The organism is Paenibacillus sp. sg306046, assembly GCF_059821225.1.
Genome location: NZ_JCAMRT010000004.1, coordinates 276,211 through 296,773 on the forward strand (window position 1 = coordinate 276,211; position 20,563 = coordinate 296,773).

Genomic DNA, 20,563 nt, shown 5'->3' on the forward strand with positions numbered 1-20,563 from the left:
CGCTTTAAATGAGAGGGCAGTATACTTCACATAGTATTCAATGAAACATTCACATTTTAAGGAGGAATGTTTTTCATGATTAAAAAGGTAGTAAGCGGTTTCGTATTTGGAACTTTATTGGTAACGTCATCGCTCGTCGCTCCTGGCAGCACAGTAGAGGCAGCCGTGATTAATTCACTGCCGAACACGACTAAGGTCGAGAAGAACTATGAGAGCAGCTTTTTATCGGTTCCTGGCTATGCATCTTTGGGGGTAAATAATCGCAGCAGCTATGTGGGAACCTCTTATTACCGGACCGTTAGCAATGGAAGAGAGTTTCTGCAGGCCATCAAGGATGCAGGTAATGGTACTGTTAAAGTCATTGAAATTACAAATAACATTAATTTGGGCTGGACGGAATTAGCTCTTACTCCTGCAGAAATTACACAATACAGCTTCATTAGCAAATATCCGAACCCGACGAATGGCTTTACGAATCCTCTGCTGGCTGCTTCCGGGGTATCCAAATTAAACATTTCAAATGTAAATGGCTTGACCATTTTCTCGACGTCAGGCAAAGCCATCAAGCATGCTGAACTGAAGCTGCAGACTTCCGTCAATGATATCGTCATTCGAAACCTTAGCTTTGATGAAATGTGGCAATGGGACGACTCCGGCCAACATAAGGAAGTAGGCTGGACATTTATCAAGGTGAATGGAGCTAATAATGTTTGGATTGACCACTGCAAGTTTTCCATGGCCGCGGATGGAATGATTGATCTGGAAAATGGATCAACCAATGTGACCTTGTCCTGGAATGAATTTGGCTTAGCAGCTAATCAAAATCCGGCTACGAGCAGCTCGATTTACAAGTCGATTGACTTTATGGAGCAAAAATATGCGGCCGGCACTTTGAATTCGTCAACAAGCGTCTATTATAAGATGAGAAATGGGGGCGCTTCCAAAAATCAAATTATGGCTTATGCAGCTTATCACTCCAAGGTTCACCTGGTTGGCTCCGGCGATAAAGACTATACGAATTACGTCGGCTCGAACGGAGTTGAAGTGAAGGACGGGAATCAAAGACTGAGGCTTACGCTGGCATATAATCGCTATACAAATGTCGGGCAACGCTTGCCTATGATTCGCCAAGGAACAGGACATGTATTTAACAATTACTTCGATAATTCCACGCATAAAAATTCAATCGACAGTGTTCCAGCAATCGCTACACATGGCGGCGATAAATTAGCGCGTGGCTTAAACGCGAGAAACGGCGCTTCCATCGGAGCGGATACGAACGTTTACAATGCATTTAATGAACCGCTGATTGGCGCCGAACGTCAGGGTGATGATACAGGCAATATGAATGCTCCATTTGATTCCTTGTTTCAACATGCATTAAACCGCAGCTTGATTGTAAATTCGTCTGTAACAAATAATAGCGGCACTTATACAGGCAGCAGTTGGGATAATAATGGGGTTAATGCATTTACAAGCGGCATGAATTGGTATAACAAATCAACGATCGGGAATTGGGCTTGGTCTTCACGCATCGTCGGGGTCGAAAATATGAGCAAATCGAATCCGCCGACTACCCCATTTACGTTCACTTATGCGACAAATGAGCAACTGCCTTATGCTTATCAAACCTTCCCTCTGTCCAGCGTGGTGTCAACGGTCAGCCAGTACGCCGGTGTATCAAAAATTAGTCTGAGTGCGGCCGATTGGCTGAAAGTGAATTATGGCTCTTGAGGCGCATTTTATCCGACGGTCGAAGCCGAAAGCTACTCCAGCATGTCGGGCGTCCAAACAGAAGCCGGCTCGGAAGGCGGGCAAAACGTAGGATTTATTCATAATGGCGATTATCTCGTATTCAATAATATCAACTTTGGAAATCTCGGACGGACAAAATTTGATGCACGAGTCGCGACGACAGCGGGAGGAAACATCGAGATCAGACTGGGCAGCCTGACGGGAACGCAATAAAAGGCAGCCGATCCGCAAGCGGACAGTTTGAAGACTCGAAAGCAACGGGACAGTCCCTTCATTGGCGGCTGTCCCGTTTGGTTGGATAAAAATATGCAAGCATGCAGGGATATTTTGGGATGTATTGAATAAAGAAAGGGGGAGCCAGGCTTATAAGTCAACGGAGTTCAAATTGTTCAGTCGATTTACGAGATTTTCAGACAAAGGAGTATAATATAGTTATGTTCAATTCATTTATTTTTGATATGGATGGAGTCATTATAGATAGTGAGCCGCTCCATTTTAAAGTTGACAAATATGTAATGAATAAGCTCGGAGTTGACATTAGCAATGAGGAGCTTGAAGAATATGTTGGAATGACAAATCCGGAAATGTGGTCGAAGTTAATTGTTAAATATGGTTTAAACGAAACGGTTGAAGAAATCATAAACATTCAATTGGATATGAAGCTGACACTACTTGGCGAGTCTAATGAACAACCTATAGAAGGAATAACGGAGCTGCTCGAAATGCTGCAACGGAATGATATGAAGATCGGACTGGCCTCTTCATCGCCAAGGGTGTTTATTAAGGCTGTATTAGAAAAGTTTCAGATTCAACATTTTTTCAGTCAAATCATTAGCGGAGAAGAAGTAGTGAAAGGAAAACCGGCGCCAGACGTTTATTTACGAATAGCAGAACTTCTAGGCGTTGAAGCTGACACATGCGTCGTGCTTGAGGATTCTAGGAACGGAATAGCCGCAGCCCAAGCTGCTGGGATGAAGTGCATCGGTTATATGAATATCAATTCTGGCAATCAGGACCTTTCGGCTTCGGATTATATAGTAAACAGTATTAAAAATATTAAATTTGAGTCTCTGCAAAATTTGTGGCAGTATTCCCCCAGGAAAGAAGTGTAGACAAATGAGTGAATTCAGTGCAGGCTACCATTTGAAGTCTAGCAACAAAGAGAGTGCAGTTAAGTTAATCCAAAACGCTGGCCATAGCGGGACGTGATTGAGATAGAAAAGCACAACCAGTTGCAGATTGAGCTGAGCTGCATGAAATTATTATTCACATTTAGTGCAGGTCAAGTTTTAGGCTACATAACTTACCTTGTAATCATCGGGATTTTCAATTTTATATCTGGGAAATCATCAATTGAACCTGTTTGAATCGGCTCTTTGGATCAATTGGGCATATTCATTGATCACAGGTTGGGGACTGAGGGTCTTGTACGCGTTCGTTTTGTTAATAGGGCAATAGAGTTTGGCTACGGGAAAGTCAATCAAATCGAGGGGTGAGTCATTGTGAAGGAAACTGACATTATTGCATTCGGCCGAACTGCTGAAATCATGGAGTTGGACAGCGAGCATATCGTAAAGCTGTTTAGATCTGAAATGTCCGTTGATATAATTGTAGCAGAATTTAATAACAGCAAGGCTGTTTATGAACTCGGGCTACAGACTCCGCAGGCTAAGGAGTTAATTGATTTTGCAGGTCGAAAAGGGATCGTATATGCCCGCGTTCATGGACATACGATGCTCCGCTCCATGTGTACCCGTTCTATAAGGGTGGATCAAGAGGCGTCCAATCTGGCGGCTGTGCATTCCAGTATTCATCAGTTTTCCGTAGACAATTTCCCAAAGCAAAAGATCGTCTTAGCAGAGCAGATTAAACGTGCTCCTTATTTAATGAATGATGAGAAGGACCTGATTTATAAGAAATTAGATGCTCTCCCGGATGACAATAAGCTGTGCCATAACGATTTTCATCCTGATAATATCATGCAAAGTGAGGGAAAGAACTGGGTCATTGATTGGATGACGGGGAGGCAGGGAAGCCCCGCGGGAGATGTGGCAAGAACTTATCTGCTGCTTACATATGGGCAATTGCCAGAAGAAGCGCCCGATTCTGTCAGAGCTTTTCTGGCTGAGAACAGGGAGCAGCTTGTGGGCTGTTATATGAATGCATACTTGCAGAGAGCCATGTATTCCGTTGATGACATTAAGGCGTGGATCGTTCCCGTTGCAGCAGCCCGGTTGCATGAATGGATTCCTGAGTCAGAGAAACGAACGTTAGTTCAGGTTATTCGAGATCGTTTATGACTATGTTGCAATTTTCGACAAGAACTTTTGACTGTCCCGAAGGAAGGATATCATTACAAAGGAGATACCAAACATGGACATAACTCTTGGACAAAAGTTTGCTGAAGGGGGATGCTCTGAAGTTTTTGAGTTAGAGGATCACACCAAGGTAATCAAGCTGGCAAAGCCAAATACAAATGCGGACGCTATGAGAAAAGAGTACCTTAACAATCGAATTGCGTGGGACTGCGGACTTCCTGTTCCGCAACCGTTTGATTTGTTGCATGTAGAGGGTCGTTTCGGAATTGTTGTGGAACGGGTTTCAGGAGAAACCTTAATGCAGCGTTTCTTGAAACAAGCCTTGCATGAAGACAACGGTCCGGCCAGCTTTAATGGGGATGATTTTCGCCTTTTGGCACGATTACTGAGTCAAATTCATCAAACAACGAATGTAAGCCAGCTTACTGGTCAAAGGGTTCAGATTAAAGGTGGAATACGTAGTGCTCGCTATTTAACATCAGCTGAAAAGGAAGCGGTCATTTCTGCCCTGGATGCTTTGCCTGCCAAGCACGTGTTATGCCACGGAGATCCGAATCCCAATAATATTTTGTTCAAGTCGGATCGTGATGCTGTCATGATTGATTGGATGAATGCCTCCATTGGGAATCCGGAAGCAGACTTGGCTGAGTTTGTGATCATGATCAGATACGCGATTTTACCAGCGAATCTCTCCGGCAGAGTGTCGGCTTACTTGGATTCCATCCGAGAGCTGATCATTGATCTGTTTATGGACGAATATACAAAATTAACGGGCGTTACTTATCGCGAGGTCGAGCCTTGGATCATACCTACTGCAGCGAGAAAATTAGCAGCGGATGGAATTTCGGAGGATGAGAAAAAGGTATTGATCCAAGTCATTAAGAGTTATCTGGATGAGCAAAAAGTATAATCAAATAATGTTGGCTGTGGCGTTGGACTTAGCGATACAGATTGGAGAACTGCCAGCGAAAGGAAACGAACATGAATATAGCGCTGCATCTTGTAGGTGGGATTTTATTGGCGATTTCTGCTGTATATGTTAAGTACAGGTACAATGCGCTGGTTGCCGCCCTCGTAACTTCGATTATTTTAATGGCCTATTTTTATGCTTGGGGAGCTTCAATCAGGGATATTGTCAAGGCAATGGGTTTGCTATTAAAAATCTTGCTGAAATGAATAAAGAAGCAGTGACTGTCGTATAGAGCTTGCAGTAAGACCGGCAGTAACAAGGATGCGTTTGTCAAATACATCGCCGGAGCGGAGCTGTTGGAACGGTATGCTGCGGAATAAAAAATAACCTGAACCACCCAGCCCGGCCGCTCGTGAGAGCGCCGGGTTTTTGGCGTTGCCGAGCTGGAATATCGTGACAGCCCCCCTTAAATCAACGCTCTCCTCAGAATAGTATAGAGATTGGCTGGACAAATCCGCTTCCATCCCGGCCCGGATTTACCTAACCAAGGAGGAGAGAAGCTTATGTTCAAAAAGTTTGAATGTATACGGCATTGATCTGGGAACGTCGAATACGGTTATTTTTCAACGGGGAAAAGGCATTGTGCTGAACGAGCCGTCAGTTGTCGCACGCGATCAGGGCACCGGCGAGCTGATCGCGGTCGGCGCGGAAGCGCAAGCGATGATCGGGCGGGCTCCCGCGCATGTTGAGATTACATATCCACTGCGCAACGGCGTTATCGCGAATTTCGAGATGACCAGCGCGATGCTGCAGCAATTTATTCGCAAGGTGCAGGGGCGCAAGTCGCTGCTGCGCGGTTCGCAGGTCTATATATCGGTTCCGAGCGGCATTACGAATGTGCAGAAGCGGGCTGTCGAGGAAACGATTATTCATAAAGGCGCGCGCAAGGCGGTCGCGGTGGAGGAGCCGCTGGCTGCGGCGCTTGGGGCGGGGCTTCCGATTGAGGAACCGGCCGGTTATCTGGTGCTTGATATCGGTGGCGGCACCTGCCAGGTCGCGGTGCTGTCCTTGGGCGGCATCGTCGCCAGCCACACGATCCCGCAGGCGGGCATGTCGATTGACCGCGATATTATCGACTATGTGAAGCGGCAGTACAACCTGGAAATCGGGGAGCGCACCGCCGAGCATATCAAGAAAACGATTGGTACGGCCAGCCCGACTTCGCCGGAAAAAACGATCGACATTCGCGGTCGCGATGTCGTCGCCGGATTGCCGCGGTCGATCCAACTGAGCTCTCGCGAAATTCATACGGTAGTCGCCGACTTTCTCGGCATGCTGATCGATGCGATCCGCGCGACGCTGGAACGGTGTCCGCCTGAGCTGGCCGGGGACGTTGTCGAAAATGGCATCATGCTGTGCGGCGGCGGCGCGCTGCTGGAAGGGCTCGATGAGCGGATTCGCGCGGAGACAGGCGTTCCGGTGCATACCGCGGAGCAGCCATTGGCCTGCACAGCGCTGGGCACCGGGATGCTGCTGACGGACAAGGAAAGCCGCCGTCTGCAGGTGTGGTCGCAGCCAGTCCCAATGATGGCTGCGGGGGAAGCCGACGGTGAAAGGATGCAGTCGAATGCTTGAGACAACAACCGGCAGCAGCCGATGCCTTGTGGCGAGATAAGGATGAGGCAGCAGGCTTGGAGACACAGTAGGAAGGAGTCTGACAGACCGATCGGCCGGACAGGCAGCTTGTCCCGATCTTCAGTTGGGAGATCTGATCTCCCACTTTGCATACAGATGTTGCACTAAGAAAAGCTATAGCGCTTTCGATGTTACAAAATGACCTTGTCCTTCACCTAGCTGTGGAGGCTAAGGTCATTTTTTTGGAATAATGAGGCGCCTCCCCGTGCAATCCTTTCATCGGATACATGCGAATGCGTCCTGAAAATCGTAGTTGATTCAGCATGAAACAAGGATTTCGGGTTAAGCGGGACGGCTCTCATTTCCTTGATGGAACCGGCTGACAATTTGTCGCAACAAACATGACTTTAAAGGATAGTTGCTGGGGAATAAAGCAAAAGCAATAGCTGCATCCTGTGGTATAATAGATGGAAGCAAGTGACATTGGAGGGATAACGGATGGCTAAGAAAAAAGGAAGACATACGGCTGCGACGCCAGCTGCTGCTGATAAACCGGCAACGCTGAAGGATTTGCTGAATCCGGCTATTGTGGACAAGCTCAAGGCACAAGCCGATGCGATGAAGGCCGATGAGCAGCAGCAGCGCGAGGTGCAGCGTCAGCAGGCGGAGGCAGCTCGTAAGGCGGAGCAGAAGCGCCTGGAAAACGACTTTGAATATTTGCTGAACAACAGCGCGGATTGGAAGCATCACAAGTCGTGATGCCAGCTTTGTTGGTTACGAGGTAACATTTCCGCGCGGACGCGGAATCTTTGTTGTGTGCAGCAGACGATGCCGAGAGGCTAGCTCGGGGTGAACGCGGTACGGAAGGCCCGGCTGGCGTGCCGGAGCTTCGCTGCAAATTACTGCGCAGACTCCGGCCGCCGCTCTGAGTCAAATTGGGCATCCGTATCGGATCGGTGCGGCCCAAGCTAGCCCGGGTCGGAACGTTGAGCGCTCCTGGCCCGGTCAGCAGGCTAAGGCAGCTCAGGCCTGGCACCTGGAGCCTGCTCCCTGCTGCTGTCGACGCGGTTAGCGGCTCGACGGCTTGCGTTTTGCGATTTCTTCCGTAACGACGAAGGCGAGATCATCGTTGCCGAACAGCGCCAGCACGCCAAGCAGCGTTTCGTCAGGAATAAGGGAGGATTCCTCCCTCGGAACTGTCAGCTCCAAAGCTTGCTGCAGCCGGACGCTTGGCTCCTGCGCCGGATAAGCGCGGGCGTACAGCGTGGCCGGGTCAAGTCCATGGTTAATAGACCATTGCGCAAAGATGAGAATCATCATCTCTTCATCGCGCTGGTAGTTGCGGATAACTTCCTCTTCGATTTCTTTACGGCTCATTAGAAAACTCCTCGGGTGATTTGTCTTGAGTGGCAGGTCGGTCATACGGGATATTATAACGAAAATGCAGGAGTGTTCACAATGATAAAAAATGAAAAAATTAAAGCCTCCGAGGTACAGCTGACGGGTATCAACGGTGAGGATCTCGGCATCGTCCCGACCGCCGAGGCGCTGGCCATGGCCCGCAAGCTCAAGGTTGATCTTGTCTGCTCCTCGCTGCTCAGCAGCCCGCCGCCTTGTCGGCTAATCGGAGCGGCAGCGGCCAAGGAAAGCGCGCAGCAAGCACGCAAGCAGGAGCGTCCGGCCAAGGTGAAGGAGATCCGGCTTACACCGGCCATTGAGGAGCATGATCTCGACACGAAACGCCAGCAGGCGGAGCGGCTGCTGCGGGGCGGGGATGCCGTCTTGTTCGTCATTCGTCTGCAGGGGAAGGCCGACGGCGAGCGGGCCAAGCGACTACTGGAGGAGCTGTCCGCGGGTCTGAGCGGGCTGGGCCGGAAGAAAACGGGCATTCAACTGAGCGGCAAGCAAGCCGCCGTCCAGTTGGACCCGCTGCTGTCGGGGCAGTGACAGCGCGGCAGGTGAGCAAACGTTTGAAAAGCGCGCCGCAGCGGATCGCAGGGGATGTTTGCTGAAAAGGATACTTTTCTTAAATTAGGGAGCTTCTGTCCTGGAATGCTCCATCGAGCAGCCGTTGTTCATGGAGCTGATGCGGCGCAGGACGATATACGTGCGAGGTTATGCATGAGAGATATGAATTTCCAGAGCAGCTGGAAGAGTCAGCGGGACATGGACCGCAAACCAACTGGCCAAACCTTAGGCCGTGGCCTTTGCTCCCGCTTCAAGGCTTCCACACGACTTCGTTTCCGTAATTTTTACCCCATTCGTACATGAGGCGAAGCACAGGCATCAGGCTTGTCCCGTAGGCGGTCAACGAATATTCCACCTTGGGCGGCACCTCGGCGTATACTTTACGCTCAACCAGCAGATCGTCCTCCAGCTCGCGGAGCTGGTTCGTCAGCATCTTCTGGGTAATATGAGGAATCATCTTTTTCAGCTCGCTGAACCGCTTGGTGCCTTCCAGGCCGAGATGCCAAAGGATGATCAGCTTCCACTTGCCGCCGATTACCGCCAGCGTCAGCTCTTTCTCGCAGTTGATTTCCTTCAAATTGATACGTGAATTCAGTTGCTGCACCACGCTGCATTCCCCCTATTTCCCCAGTATACACGACAAACCGCTTTTTTTCACATCAGCTGGGCTTCGCTCAAGCCAATCGAGACGTGGGCTACTCCAGGTTGGCGTGGCTGCCGTACATGGTGCCGGAATCAAGCCCCTTCATGTCCATCAGCTTCAAAATAACCGCATCGTAGAAGAGCAGCAGACTTTGCTCGAACAGAGAAGCCATCGGCTGAATCGTGCCGCGCTGGCCTTCGTTTTGCTCTTTGGCGGTGGCGGTCAGCCGGACGGTAACATCGGCAAGCTGACCCAGCGTCGAATGCGGCTGAACCGTAACGACCCCGATGCCTGCGCCCAGCGCAGCAGCCTTGCGCGCCATGACGATCAGGCTGCCCGTTTCTCCGGAGCCGGAGCCAAGCACCAGCAGATCGTCCTGGCCGATGCCCGGCGTTACCGTTTCACCGACGACATAAGCTTGCAGGCCCAGATGCATCAGCCGCATCGCAAACGCTTTGCCCATCAGCCCGGAGCGACCCGCGCCCGCTACAAATACTTTGCCTGCGGCAGCGACCCGCTCCGCAAACTGTTCCGCTTCCTCTACGGCATAGCGGCTGCCAGCCGCGGATAGTTCCTCGGCGACAGCCACGTAGTAATCATGAACACGCATAAGTTACGCCTGCCGGACGAGCTTCTGCATCGCCGCCGCTGCAGCCGCCATGTCAGGCGCTCCTGTAATGCCGCCGCCTACAATGACGAGGTCGGGATTCGCTTGAATGGCTGCCGGAAGCGTGTCCAGCTTGATGCCGCCGGCTACCGCTGTTTTGGCCTGCTTGACGACTTGCTTAATGGTTGCCAAATCCTCGAATGAGTTTTTGCCTTCAGCCTGGTGGTCGTAGCCGGAATGTACGCAAATGTAATCAACGCCAAGCGCATCAATTTCAGCAGCGCGAGCGGCAATGTCTGCTACGTTAATCATGTCAACCATGACCTTGCGGCCTTGCTTGCGGGCTTCTTCGACCGCTCCGCTGATCGTCGAGTTTGCGGAAACGCCCAGCACGGTAATAATGTCTGCGCCTGCTTCGGAGGCTTTCATGACTTCGTAGCCGCCTGCGTCCATAACCTTGAGGTCGGCCAGCACGGTCAGGCCCGGATACGCTTCCTTCAAGGCTTTGACGGCGTGCAGCCCTTCATTAATGACGATCGGCGTGCCGATCTCCACGATATCGACATACGGCTCCACCGCTTTTACGACTTCAATAGCTCCCTGAATATCTACCAGATCCAATGCCAGCTGCAATTGCATCATGTATCGCCCCTTATCGTTGATTGTTGGTTGTTTATTGCACAGCCCTATTGTAGAGGCAACAGGCGAATCGCGGAAGTACGCACTTTCGCGTGGTGTAGTTACCTGTAGGAAACTATTGGAGCCTAAGAAGGGGCGAATCCACGTGCTGACAGCAGCTTGTGACGCGAAACACCCCGTTCCGTTTTAACGGATGACGGGGTGTTGGGGCGGATTTTTCTGGGAGCGCCAGACGGCGCTACATGAGAGCTTGAGCTTCCGTAGCGCGTATCCCGCCATCCGGTATACCTGAGTTCTGCTCAACGGTCGGCGTGCAGCCGTTATCCCCGGTAGCTGTCCTGCCAGCGTAGCAGCCGCTGCTCAAGCAACCGAACAAGCGAGTCGGACAGCTTGCCGACGGCGGCAAATAACAGGATGCCGAGGAAGGGGAGGCCTTGCTGAAGTATTTGTTCGCCCAGGCTCATCTGCCGGAATATCAGGTCCGGTTCCGCTGGTCCAAGGATTCGGTCGCTTCCTGGGATAAACGGGCTACGCAGCATTATGCCGTGTCGGATTACTTCCCGAACCGACGTGTCGTGGAGCGGGTGTCTATTGTCGGCGATGCGCTATTCTAAAGTACAACAACAGGAGCGAGGAGCCTTCATGATTAAACGAACTGCCAAACGAGCTTTGCTGGCGAGCGTGGTGCTGCTAGTGAGCGCGGCGCTGGCCGCCGGCCGTGTGGATGTATCGTTTCTGGGAGACGGCGCGACGCTTAACGGGCTTTCCTCCGGCCTGCCGTTCCCGATTATCGGGCTGATGTCCGAGGGGAACCGGGCGGACGCACTGCTCGTGCCGCCCGCAAGTCCGATTACCCGCGTCGAAGAGCCGAAGGGCAAGAAGGTTGGCTTGGCCAAGGGGACGACGGCCCACGTGTATTTGCTCAAGCTGCTGAAAGCCCGCGGCCTGCAGCCCAAGGATGTGGAGGTCATCAATCTGCAGCAGGATGATGCGGCGGCGGCGTTCTCCAGCGGTCAGCTCAATGCCTGGATTGTATGGGACCCGAACATCACCGTGCATGTGGACGGCGGCAAAGCCCGCGCGGTGACCTGGGACCAGGAGGGCATCCTTGCTCCCGGCTCGCTGATTGCCCAGACACAGTTCGCGGCCAAGCATCCGGAGCTGGTGACAGCCAATCTCAAGGAATACAATAAAGCGGCGGATTGGATCAAAGCGAACCAGGACGAGGCGGCGCAATTATTTGCAGAGCAGAAGAAAATTCCGGTGGCCACGCTGAAAAGCTTGCTGACCAACTCAAGTCCCATTATGCAGCCTTATACGGACAAGACCATTCAAGCTCAGCAGGAGACGGCCGACTTGCTGCTGGTGAACGGATTTTGAAGAAAAGGGTTGATTTCAAGACAGCGGTGCATAATCAGTTTGCGGAGGCTGCTTTGAAATAAAACAAGGCTTGAATTTATATAGATATCTATATATAATGGGCGTATGCCAAATTTCAACGCCGCGTCCCTGATCGGGAAAATTAAATCAGCTGTTAACGCCAAAATTATGCTGGAGCTGGAGCAGCGCGGAATTGCTGACCTCGTGCCCTCGCATGGTGATATTCTCGTCTTTCTGTTTCAGCAGGACGGCTTGTCGATCAAGGAGCTGACGGAGAAAATTAACCGCACCCAGCCGACGGTTACGGTTCTGGTGAACAAGCTGGAGAAGCTTGGCTACGTCGAGCGGGTGAAAAGCAGCGAGGACGGACGTCTGATCCGAATCCGCCTGACGGCAAAAGGCCGACAGCTCCAGCCCGTGTTTGAAGCCGTGTCGCATACGCTGAATGAAGCTATTTATGGCGGTCTATCGGCCGCCGAGCAGCAGCAGCTGGAGCAGCTGCTGGAGCATGTTGTTCGCCGATTTTAGCCCTTGAGCTGGAATCTGATTTTTTTCCGGGACATACATAGATGTCTATGTATATCGTCGTTGAATCGGCAAATTCTAGGATGTGGCTTTACTCAAATTCACCTAAAACTTGGAGGTTTGATACCATGAATCATCTGATTGTGTACGCTCACCCGAATCCGGACAGCTTTAACCACGCCATTCTTGAAACAGCGAAAGCCGCGCTGGAGCAGCAAGGACATGAAGTGACCGTGCGCGACTTGTACGCGCTTGACTTTCAGCCGGTGCTGAAGCCGGAGGACACGGCCGCTATGCGCGCCGGACAGACGCCGGCGGATATTCAGGCGGAGCAGGAGCTGGTGGCGAAAGCCGATCTGGTTACGTTTATTTATCCTGTCTGGTGGACCGGGATGCCCGCGATTCTGAAAGGTTATGTGGACCGCGTGTTTTCCTACGGCTTTGCTTATGCGTATGAGGAAGCAGGCATTGACAAGCTGCTGACTGGCAAAAAGGGCTTCATCATCAACACACATGGAACGCCGGCTGAAATTTACGACCAAATCGGCATGACAGCCGCGATGAAGCTGACCTCGGACACCGGGATTTTCGAATTTACCGGGATTGAGCCGGTAGGCCATCTGTTTTTCGGCAATGTGCCGGGTGTGGGCGAGGCCGGTTTGAAGGAAGTTCTCAAGCAGGTTGAGGCGACAGTCAGCTCGCTTGGCTAATCGTAATCGGCTGCGCCTGCTGGTTGCTTCCTGCCCGTCTTTCGGGGTAAGATAGGAAGGATGCGCAGAGAGGGTGATTGGATGTTTCAAATAACGGAATACCAGGTCGATTTCGTGAAGGACCCGTTTCAAATTTTGGAGGGAGCCCGTTACGAATTCATCATTGATATCGAAGTGCCGGAGGATGACGAGCTGTACTCGGAGCAGGGCTTATACATCCGGGTGGTGTACCGGGTGGTCGGCGAGCAGGGCGATATCGTGAAATACGATATTTATGAGCGGACGACGGAGCAGCTGCTTGACTTTGATCTGGAGGACGATGAGTTGGTTGTGCTGCAAACGTTTTGCCGGGAGCATTGGTCCGAAGGAAACGAGTAGTACGGAACGCAGCCCAGGGCCGGGATGGCTGGCGTGATTGTTGGCGCCCTCGCCCTCGGCGTTTCTGGCACTGAAGTTACGATAAGCAAACATACGTAAATGAAAGAAGCAGCCGCTGCCATCCTGACGATGGGGCGGGTGCTTCTTTGCTAGCTTCAACTCAGCCGTAAACAACACCTGGCGCGCCTCGCCTGGCGTAATAAACCGATAGGCCGCACAAGCGATGTGCCCCCGATTGAGTCAAGTTAAGAGGGCAAAGCCTGCTCGGCATACAGCACCCGGGCCAGCAGGTCCTGGTTGTAGTTGCCGAAGCTTTTGCCGTACAACGTGAAGCCGCGTTTGTTGCGTGCTTTGTCGCCGACCTCAATCCGCAGCACGATATCGCTTTTGTGATCAAGCTTGAGGTCGGACAGGCTGATATCCGACAGGCGGCTGCCGTCGATGTAACAGCCGTCGTCATTGATGCGAACCAGCTTGAACATGCCGTATTGGTTCAGGTAAGGCGGCCACCAGTCGGGATTAAACGTGCCGCGGACATCGCCGAAATCGCCGGGGCTGGTCCAGTAGCCCAGCTCGACGCCGTTGACGTAAAAGTAGATGTCGGACGGGTAGTTATTGCAGTAGCCCGGAGCCTCCGAGCCAAGCTCCATTGCAAATTGCAGCTCGCGGAAAACTTGATTTTGCTTGATATAATTCGGAATCCGGTATTCAACGAACCCTTCGGACAGCCATAAAATTTGCGCGTCAATCCGCTGCGGATCGGCAAAAAAACGGGGGTCGTCAAACTCGCCGATAATGCTGTCGCGGGTCGCCAGACCGCAGGTCGGAGCCGCCTGAAAGTGGCTGTAGTGGCCGATTTTGATCTCAACCTCGTACAGGTTGTCCGTGTCTGCGCTGCGCAGGTCCACGATCAGCTTGTCTTCGTTTAAATAGCACATTTTCTGAATGCCGTGTTTGCCGACGGCGGTTGTGATGCGAATGAGCCCGCTGTCCTCCAGCTTCTTGATGTGCATCGTGATGGCGCCATTGGTTAGTTTAAGATGTGTAGCCAAATCGTTGAGGTTCAGACTGTGGTGCTTGACCAGCAGCTCCAAAATTTCAATCCGTATGTCCGAGCCGAGTGCTTTGAATATAGACAGGCCGGAGCGAAGTTCTTTGATATGCAGCATGAACGCCGATCCTCCTCAGGTGTAAGTGCTTCCTGGCCCTTGTGCGAAGCCGTTGCTTAATTATAAAGGATTATCGCCTGTCCGCATAGGGAGGACGCTTGGCGCATTTACACGACGGCGGTATTTCCACAATTGCCGCTTGACAATCGCCGGCCGCGTGTTTAAGATGATAACCATTCATACCCAAGCAGGCGTTGACCAAAGACATGATCCCCATGCAGGACTGCCCAGAGAGAGAAGCGATAGCTGAAAGCTTCTTCTGTGCCGCATGCCGGATTACCCCTTTGCAGCCGCAGCGTTGAACCCGCAGTCCGAATGATCCGGAGCTGTCTGCGGCAGTAAGCGTGGCCGGTTTATCCCCGATACCGGATACCGAATAAGGACCTTGCAGCCGTAACGCTGCTCTTGCGCTTCGGCGGGAGAGCGAGCCGGAGGCGCAGGTCGAATGAGGGTGGAACCACGAGCTGAACGCACTCGTCCCTTGGCGGGATGAGGCGTTTTTTTGCGTTCAATTTGAACCATTCATAATTATTCGGAGAAGGAGGCTGTGCAGGATGCATATTCAGATTAAAGGGGCAGACGGGACGATTCGGGAGGTCGCGCAGGGGACGACAGTCGGGCAGGTCGCCGCGTTGCTGAGTGTCAGCTTGCGCAAGCAGACGGTCGCCGGGCGGATGAACGGCCAGCTCGTCGATCTGGATCGCCCGCTGCATGAGGACGTACAACTGGAGCTGGTGACGCTGGACAGCGAGGCCGGTCTGGAGGTGTACCGGCACAGCACGGCGCATCTGATGGCGCAGGCGATTCGCCGCCTGTACGGGCAGTCTGTGAAGCTGGGCATCGGACCTGTCATCGCGGACGGTTTTTATTACGACCTGGACATGGCTGAGCCGCTGTCGACGGAGCAGCTTGACGAAATTGAACAGGAGATGCGCCGGATCGCGCAGGAAAATTGGCCGATTGTGCGCCGTACGGTGAGCCGCGAGGAAGCGCTGGAGCTGTTTGCGAGGCTGGCGGAGCCGCTCAAGCTGGAGCTGATCAGCGACCTGCCGGACGATGCGGAGATCAGCTTGTATGAGCAGGGCGAATTTGTCGACTTGTGCCGCGGGCCGCATCTGCCCTCCACAGGCTGGATCAAGGCGTTTAAGCTGACAGGCGTTGCCGGAGCTTACTGGCGCGGCGATTCGCGCAACCGGATGCTGCAGCGCATCTATGGCACGGCGTTTCCGAAGCAGTCCCGGCTGGAGGAGCATCTGCGGCTGCTGGAAGAGGCGCGGCAGCGCGACCATCGCAAGCTCGGCAAGGAGCTGGGGCTGTTTATGTTTTCGGAGGAAGCGCCCGGCATGCCGTTTTATTTGCCCAAAGGGATGGCGATCCGCAATGAGCTGGAAGCGTTCGAGCGCGAGCTGCAGCGCCGGAGCGGCTATGATGAGGTACGCACGCCGCTGATGATGAACAACCGGCTGTGGGAGCAATCCGGTCATTGGGATCACTACAAGGACAATATGTATTTTACGGATGTGGACCATACGACGTTTGCGCTCAAGCCGATGAATTGTCCGGGCCATATGCTTATTTTCAAGGACAGTCTGCATTCGTACCGCGAGCTGCCGATCCGGATCGCCGAATACGGTCAGGTGCACCGGCATGAAATGTCCGGCGCGCTGAACGGCATGATGCGGGTTCGCACGTTTTGCCAGGACGACGCGCACTTGTTTGTGCGTCCCGACCAGATTGAGGAGGAAATCGGCCGGGTGCTGGAGCTGATCGACCGGATGTATGCGGTGTTTGGCTTCGAATACCGGCTGGAGCTGTCCACGCGCCCCGACGATTCGATGGGCTCGCAGGAGCTATGGGATCAGGCGGAAGCATCGCTTAGCCGGGTGCTGGACAGCCGGGGCGTCCCGTACCGGATCAATGAAGGGGACGGGGCGTTTTACGGGCCGAAAATCGACTTCCATATTTCCGATGCGCTCAAGCGCAGCTGGCAATGCGGCACGATTCAGCTCGATTTTCAAATGCCCGAGAAGTTTGACCTGACGTACATCGGCGATGACAACCAGAAGCATCGGCCGGTCGTCATTCACCGCGCGGTATACGGCTCGATTGACCGTTTTATCGGCATGCTGACAGAGCATTACGCGGGCGCGTTTCCGCTATGGCTGGCGCCGGTGCAGGCGAAGGTGCTGCCGGTGTCGGATCATTACGTGGAAGAGGCGCTGCGGGTGAAACGGGAGCTGGAGCAGGCGGGCATCCGCGTTCAGACAGACAGCCGCAACGAAAAGCTCGGCTACAAAATCCGCGAGGCGCAGCTGGAAAAAATTCCGTATGTGCTCGTCATTGGCGAAAAGGAGCGGTTATCCGGCACGGCATCGGTCCGGAAGAGGGGAGAAGGCGACCTCGGCGCGATGCCGCTGGAGGCGCTGACGGATCGGATGCTGGACGAAATTCGCGAGAAACGGTAATGATGCAGGCAGATGATTCGCGAGAAACGGTAAATATGCGGGGCAGATGGACGCACGCGACAAGCGTTACACACGTTACACACAAACGGAGGGGGACGCCAAGATGATCAGAGTGATGGCGAGGGCGCAGCTGCTGGCTGGCGACCAGGCGGGAGATGCCTATATACGGACCGGAGGAGAGGCCGCGCGGCTGATCCGGGAAGGACGTCTGATGACGGCGGCCGGCTTCCGCTGGCAGGAGCATGTGTTTCTGTATTACGAATGTATGGAGGAAGCACTGTCTCCGGAGATGCTGCTGCCGCAAGCAGCGGCTTGCTTGCAGGACTGGCCGGGGCAGGCGGAGCCGCGCAAGTGGATTTCGCTGATCGACGTGTTTCATTTCAACGCGCCCCGGGATGCCGACCATTGGCGGCGCAAGACGCCGGCTGAGCGTCAGGTCGGCCGGGTTGCGCATCTGAAGCCGGAGATGGCGGCGAGCTATATTTATTATCATTATCAGCTGCAGGAGGAGCACGCGTTCCACGGGCCGAAATATGAGATCATCGGGCTGCACGAAAATCTGCTGTTCGGCTACCAGGAGTTTCCGAAGGTCGTGGAGGAGCCTGTGCTTCCCCGGAAGCTCGCTACGTCCGGCACGCCGGAGGACTGGAGTACCTCGCGCATGGACCTTCATTTTCAGCCATGGCCGGACGGGCATCTGTTTTTCAAGCCGATTGAGACGTTATTTGCTTATCAGGAGCAGGATATACTCGGATAATCGGAGCGCAGAAAAGAACCTTCAGCTTCCAGGCAACTGGACTGAAGGTTCTTGTGCATGTTACCGCTTGCGGCATATGTAGACGAACGCGGGGGGGAAATTCATCCAGGTCAGTTGAACCGCTTCCAGCTCCAGATAGCGGGAAAATTGCTCCTTCATCTGCAGCGAATATTGGAAGGCAATAAATTGGCCGCCCGGCTTCAGCGCCAGGACGATTTGCTCCAGCAGCGCGTCCCGCAAATGCTGCGGGAAATTAAAGTAAGGGAGCCCGCTGATGATGCAGTCCAGCTCCTGCACGCCTTTTTCACGGATGGCCGCGACCAGCGTGGTCGCTTCCGCACAGTGATGGTAGCAGGGGAAATGCTTCATCAGATCCATCCGCAGCCGGTAATCCTTTTCAAACAAAAACACATTGGAGGCCGCGGTCGTAACGCGAGGCAAATGGCGGGTGATTGCCCCGGTGCCGGCGCCAAGCTCGGCGATATTCAGGGTTTGCTCCGAGTCGACGGCTTGCAGCATGCTCAGGGCAAGCTGTCTGGAGCTCGGGATGACGCTGCCGATTTGCTTGGGGGATTGGATAAATTTTTGCAGAAACAGCAATTTGTCTTGGACAAACGTATACATGAAAAAGAAACCTCCCAGGGGCGCGGGTCTATGATGTGAAGCATGAAGCTTGCGGCCGCCGAATTTTTTAATGGATTGACACTATCATAATGGAGATGACGTGCTAGCGATACGCACCAGCGGTCTGTTTTCGACTGGACCAAAGTCCTGAAGCCGCCGAGACTTTAGTCCAGTGCTGTCGGAACCTGCTGCCCGCTGACGCCGGCAGGAAGACTATGACATAGATGACGAAGGAAGCCCGCTAAAAGTTTCATAGAACCTTATGCGGAAAGCGGCAGACAGCAGTTGTCTGCGCTTTATTTTTTCGATATGCTAAGCTCAAAGCGATAAACAGATTGGACCTACAGGTGGTGACAGCTAGACATGGCGCAGGAAGTGGACTGGGATGAGATGGCGGACGATATCGCGGCCGCTCTGGACAGCTGGCTGGAGCAAGTCAGAGAGAAGGACGCGGAGGCGATCATCGGCCGCACAACGCTGCAGGCTGGATTGTATGATTTTGTTCGTTTTGAGTATAAACAAGGAAGCATGGAAATATTCTCGACCGATGACGGATTCAGCTTGCCCGAGGTGATTACGCGGGGCGCGCCGCAGCCTGACTCGCTGACGGCCGAGCAGCTTGCGCTGGAGCTGCGTCCGCGGCTGGAGCAGCGGCTGACGCCCCGAATTGCCGCCCTGCAGCAGACGGCGCTGCTCGACTTTACGTTTACGGTCGAGGGCTTGTGCTGGACAAGCGAAGGGCCGAGCCGGATGCGGCTGACGACGGTTGTCGATTCCGCCAAGCAGCGGCAGCTGCTGCAGCGCATGGAGGATTACCGGCAGCGGCTGATGAAGGAGTTGGAGCCGACGCAGGAGCTGGAGACGTTTTTTCTGATCCGCAACCTGCTCCATCCGGAGCTGTATCCCGCGATGACGGCGCAGGAGCTCATCCGGCTTTGCGAGCGGGTCATGGAGGTGAACAAGCGCAGTCCTGACAAGCTGCTGCAGCATCGAAGCTACGTGATCAGCGCGTTGAGGAGCTGGGTGGAGCAGCGTGTGCTGCCCTGTTATTATGAGGTCGAGACGCTGGAATGGCCCCGCAAGGCTTACCGCCTCCGGGAGCGGGACGGGCAGCCGATGAGGACGGATGCCGACACGCTGGAGCTGCTGCTGTATACGGCTGTGCTGATGCTGAAATACGAGCCTGCCTATAGCCGCAGCGCTGCGCTTGGTTATGTGGACAGAGCCCGCGAGCTTGGCAGCGTCAAGGCGGAGCATGTGCTGCAGGTCGGCTGGGGCGACTGGCGGGCGGAGGACGTGTCCTATGAGGATGCCGATGTCACCTGCAAGGCGCTGGACATTCAGTCGACCATTACGATTCGGATTCATCGCGAAACGTCCGCCAGCTACGGCAAGGCGCTGGACTTTATTGTGCAGCTGCTGAAGCGCGGCTTTCCGGGCAGCTACCGGATTCGCTGCCAAGCCTCCCGCAGGCTGCTGCTGCCGGTCAAGGGGCTGGGCCGAAGCCAGACGCACAGCTTCTTCGCCAACGCGCTGCAGTACCCGGAGCTGTACCCCCGGCTGGAGGCGTATGCACGGGCGGCAATGCGTGAATTTGAATGGTATACGGATACGGACGCGGCGCATCGCTGCATGCCGGGCAGCTATGCCGTATTTGGCCTTGGGCTGGCAAGCTTGCACTACGCGCCTCTCGTACAGTCGTATATGGAGCGGCTGGACGGCGCGCAGCAGTCGGTTCAGCAAGGGTTCGCGGCGGCCTGGCTCGCCGCTCATCGCAGCAGTGCGGCGGCTGTGCCTGCGCTGGTCGGCTGTTTGCTCAGCTGTCCGCGGCCGCTCAGGCTAAAGCCTAAGGAGCGCGCGGCGTGGGAGAAAACAGGGCTGCTGCCCGCGCTGCTGGCTGAGCTGCAGACGAAAGAAACAGGCCAGGTGCGGCATGTGCTCGACTGCGTGTGGGGCGGAGCGGACAAGCTGAAGGCGGGAGCGGCGAAGGAGAAGCAGCGGCGGCGGAAAGCGCTGCTGGAGGAGCTGCTGCGGCTGGCGCTTCCGGGTTAAGGCAGCGAGGGCTGCAGCGCCTGTTCGG

At 53.8% G+C, this 20,563-nt stretch carries 22 protein-coding genes and 3 pseudogenes; 17 read left to right on the forward strand and 8 right to left on the reverse strand.

Going from position 1 to position 20,563, the window contains the following annotated elements; translation table 11 throughout:
* Window positions 1–75 precede the first annotated feature (75 nt).
* From AC6ROY_RS06200 to AC6ROY_RS06225, 6 genes and pseudogenes are all read left to right on the forward strand, one after another.
* Window positions 76–1,734: a pectate lyase family protein gene (locus AC6ROY_RS06200; RefSeq protein ID WP_500099234.1), complete on the forward strand. Its 1,659-nt coding sequence runs from the start codon at window positions 76–78 to the stop codon at window positions 1,732–1,734.
* 33 nt (window positions 1,735–1,767) lie between these two features.
* Window positions 1,768–1,968: pseudogene (locus tag AC6ROY_RS06205) on the forward strand (carbohydrate-binding protein); the annotation flags it as partial.
* Window positions 1,969–2,189: 221 nt separating this feature from the next.
* Window positions 2,190–2,867, forward strand: a complete 678-nt coding sequence (locus AC6ROY_RS06210) for an HAD family hydrolase (protein ID WP_500099235.1) — start codon at window positions 2,190–2,192, stop codon at window positions 2,865–2,867.
* A gap of 390 nt (window positions 2,868–3,257) precedes the next feature.
* Window positions 3,258–4,055 (forward strand): aminoglycoside phosphotransferase family protein, encoded by a 798-nt coding sequence (locus AC6ROY_RS06215; protein ID WP_500099237.1) that lies wholly within the window; start codon window positions 3,258–3,260, stop codon window positions 4,053–4,055.
* A gap of 73 nt (window positions 4,056–4,128) precedes the next feature.
* The gene (locus tag AC6ROY_RS06220; protein ID WP_500099239.1) at window positions 4,129–4,983 is read left to right on the forward strand and encodes a phosphotransferase family protein; all 855 of its coding nucleotides are present in this window, start codon (window positions 4,129–4,131) and stop codon (window positions 4,981–4,983) included.
* Window positions 4,984–5,054: 71 nt separating this feature from the next.
* Window positions 5,055–5,249 carry a hypothetical protein gene (locus AC6ROY_RS06225; protein ID WP_500099240.1) on the forward strand — a complete coding sequence of 65 codons (195 nt, stop codon included), beginning with the start codon at window positions 5,055–5,057 and terminating at the stop codon, window positions 5,247–5,249.
* Here AC6ROY_RS06225 and AC6ROY_RS06230 read toward each other — a convergent pair.
* Entirely contained in the window at window positions 5,229–5,507 is a 279-nt protein-coding gene (locus AC6ROY_RS06230) for a hypothetical protein (RefSeq protein ID WP_500099242.1), read from the reverse strand. The two genes, AC6ROY_RS06225 and AC6ROY_RS06230, sit on opposite strands and share 21 nt — an antisense overlap.
* 52 nt (window positions 5,508–5,559) lie before the next feature.
* Between AC6ROY_RS06230 and AC6ROY_RS06235 the strand changes: the two genes are divergently transcribed.
* Window positions 5,560–6,618: a rod shape-determining protein gene (locus tag AC6ROY_RS06235; RefSeq protein ID WP_500099243.1), complete on the forward strand. Its 1,059-nt coding sequence runs from the start codon at window positions 5,560–5,562 to the stop codon at window positions 6,616–6,618.
* A gap of 498 nt (window positions 6,619–7,116) precedes the next feature.
* Entirely contained in the window at window positions 7,117–7,377 is a 261-nt protein-coding gene (locus AC6ROY_RS06240) for a YqkE family protein (protein ID WP_500099244.1), read from the forward strand.
* Window positions 7,378–7,686: 309 nt separating this feature from the next.
* Here the strand turns inward: AC6ROY_RS06240 and yxiS are convergent, their stop codons facing one another.
* Window positions 7,687–7,995, reverse strand: a complete 309-nt coding sequence (gene yxiS, locus AC6ROY_RS06245; RefSeq protein WP_500099246.1) for a protein YxiS — start codon at window positions 7,993–7,995, stop codon at window positions 7,687–7,689.
* Window positions 7,996–8,076: 81 nt separating this feature from the next.
* On the opposite strand from yxiS, the gene infC reads away from it, so the two are divergent.
* Window positions 8,077–8,565 (forward strand): translation initiation factor IF-3, encoded by a 489-nt coding sequence (infC, locus tag AC6ROY_RS06250; protein ID WP_500099247.1) that lies wholly within the window; start codon window positions 8,077–8,079, stop codon window positions 8,563–8,565.
* A 271-nt stretch (window positions 8,566–8,836) separates the two neighbouring features.
* On the opposite strand, the gene AC6ROY_RS06255 is transcribed toward infC, so the two are convergent.
* The 4 genes and pseudogenes from AC6ROY_RS06255 to AC6ROY_RS06270 form a co-directional block, all read right to left on the reverse strand.
* Window positions 8,837–9,193 carry a winged helix-turn-helix transcriptional regulator gene (locus tag AC6ROY_RS06255; protein ID WP_500099249.1) on the reverse strand — a complete coding sequence of 119 codons (357 nt, stop codon included), beginning with the start codon at window positions 9,191–9,193 and terminating at the stop codon, window positions 8,837–8,839.
* An 88-nt stretch (window positions 9,194–9,281) separates the two neighbouring features.
* Window positions 9,282–9,839: a 6-phospho-3-hexuloisomerase gene (hxlB, locus tag AC6ROY_RS06260; protein WP_500099250.1), complete on the reverse strand. Its 558-nt coding sequence runs from the start codon at window positions 9,837–9,839 to the stop codon at window positions 9,282–9,284.
* Between the two features lie 3 nt (window positions 9,840–9,842).
* A complete protein-coding gene (gene hxlA, locus AC6ROY_RS06265; protein WP_500099289.1) occupies window positions 9,843–10,475 on the reverse strand; it encodes a 3-hexulose-6-phosphate synthase in 633 nt (210 codons plus the stop codon).
* Window positions 10,476–10,795: 320 nt separating this feature from the next.
* Window positions 10,796–10,900 (reverse strand): annotated as a pseudogene (locus tag AC6ROY_RS06270) (ABC transporter permease); the annotation flags it as partial.
* On the opposite strand from AC6ROY_RS06270, the pseudogene AC6ROY_RS06275 reads away from it, so the two are divergent.
* The 5 genes and pseudogenes from AC6ROY_RS06275 to AC6ROY_RS06295 form a co-directional block, all read left to right on the forward strand.
* Window positions 10,889–11,089 (forward strand): annotated as a pseudogene (locus AC6ROY_RS06275) (TauD/TfdA family dioxygenase); the annotation flags it as partial. The pseudogenes AC6ROY_RS06270 and AC6ROY_RS06275 overlap by 12 nt on opposite strands.
* A gap of 28 nt (window positions 11,090–11,117) precedes the next feature.
* Window positions 11,118–11,855: an aliphatic sulfonate ABC transporter substrate-binding protein gene (locus tag AC6ROY_RS06280; protein WP_500099251.1), complete on the forward strand. Its 738-nt coding sequence runs from the start codon at window positions 11,118–11,120 to the stop codon at window positions 11,853–11,855.
* A 105-nt stretch (window positions 11,856–11,960) separates the two neighbouring features.
* On the forward strand, window positions 11,961–12,383 hold the full coding sequence (locus AC6ROY_RS06285) for a MarR family winged helix-turn-helix transcriptional regulator (protein ID WP_500099252.1): 423 nt from the start codon (window positions 11,961–11,963) through the stop codon (window positions 12,381–12,383).
* Between the two features lie 125 nt (window positions 12,384–12,508).
* Window positions 12,509–13,090: an NAD(P)H-dependent oxidoreductase gene (locus AC6ROY_RS06290; RefSeq protein WP_500099253.1), complete on the forward strand. Its 582-nt coding sequence runs from the start codon at window positions 12,509–12,511 to the stop codon at window positions 13,088–13,090.
* 81 nt (window positions 13,091–13,171) lie between these two features.
* Complete coding sequence (locus AC6ROY_RS06295) at window positions 13,172–13,468, forward strand: DUF6509 family protein (protein WP_500099254.1); 297 nt, start codon at window positions 13,172–13,174, stop codon at window positions 13,466–13,468.
* A 245-nt stretch (window positions 13,469–13,713) separates the two neighbouring features.
* On the opposite strand, the gene AC6ROY_RS06300 is transcribed toward AC6ROY_RS06295, so the two are convergent.
* On the reverse strand, window positions 13,714–14,637 hold the full coding sequence (locus AC6ROY_RS06300; protein WP_500099255.1) for an ArsR/SmtB family transcription factor: 924 nt from the start codon (window positions 14,635–14,637) through the stop codon (window positions 13,714–13,716).
* A 554-nt stretch (window positions 14,638–15,191) separates the two neighbouring features.
* On the opposite strand from AC6ROY_RS06300, the gene thrS reads away from it, so the two are divergent.
* Complete coding sequence (gene thrS / locus AC6ROY_RS06305; protein ID WP_500099256.1) at window positions 15,192–17,102, forward strand: threonine--tRNA ligase; 1,911 nt, start codon at window positions 15,192–15,194, stop codon at window positions 17,100–17,102.
* A gap of 103 nt (window positions 17,103–17,205) precedes the next feature.
* Window positions 17,206–17,859, forward strand: a complete 654-nt coding sequence (locus AC6ROY_RS06310) for a hypothetical protein (protein ID WP_500099257.1) — start codon at window positions 17,206–17,208, stop codon at window positions 17,857–17,859.
* 60 nt (window positions 17,860–17,919) lie between these two features.
* Here the strand turns inward: AC6ROY_RS06310 and AC6ROY_RS06315 are convergent, their stop codons facing one another.
* A complete protein-coding gene (locus tag AC6ROY_RS06315; RefSeq protein WP_500099258.1) occupies window positions 17,920–18,483 on the reverse strand; it encodes a class I SAM-dependent methyltransferase in 564 nt (187 codons plus the stop codon).
* A gap of 363 nt (window positions 18,484–18,846) precedes the next feature.
* On the opposite strand from AC6ROY_RS06315, the gene AC6ROY_RS06320 reads away from it, so the two are divergent.
* Entirely contained in the window at window positions 18,847–20,535 is a 1,689-nt protein-coding gene (locus AC6ROY_RS06320) for a DUF6138 family protein (RefSeq protein WP_500099259.1), read from the forward strand.
* The last annotated feature ends 28 nt before the right edge of the window (window positions 20,536–20,563 follow it).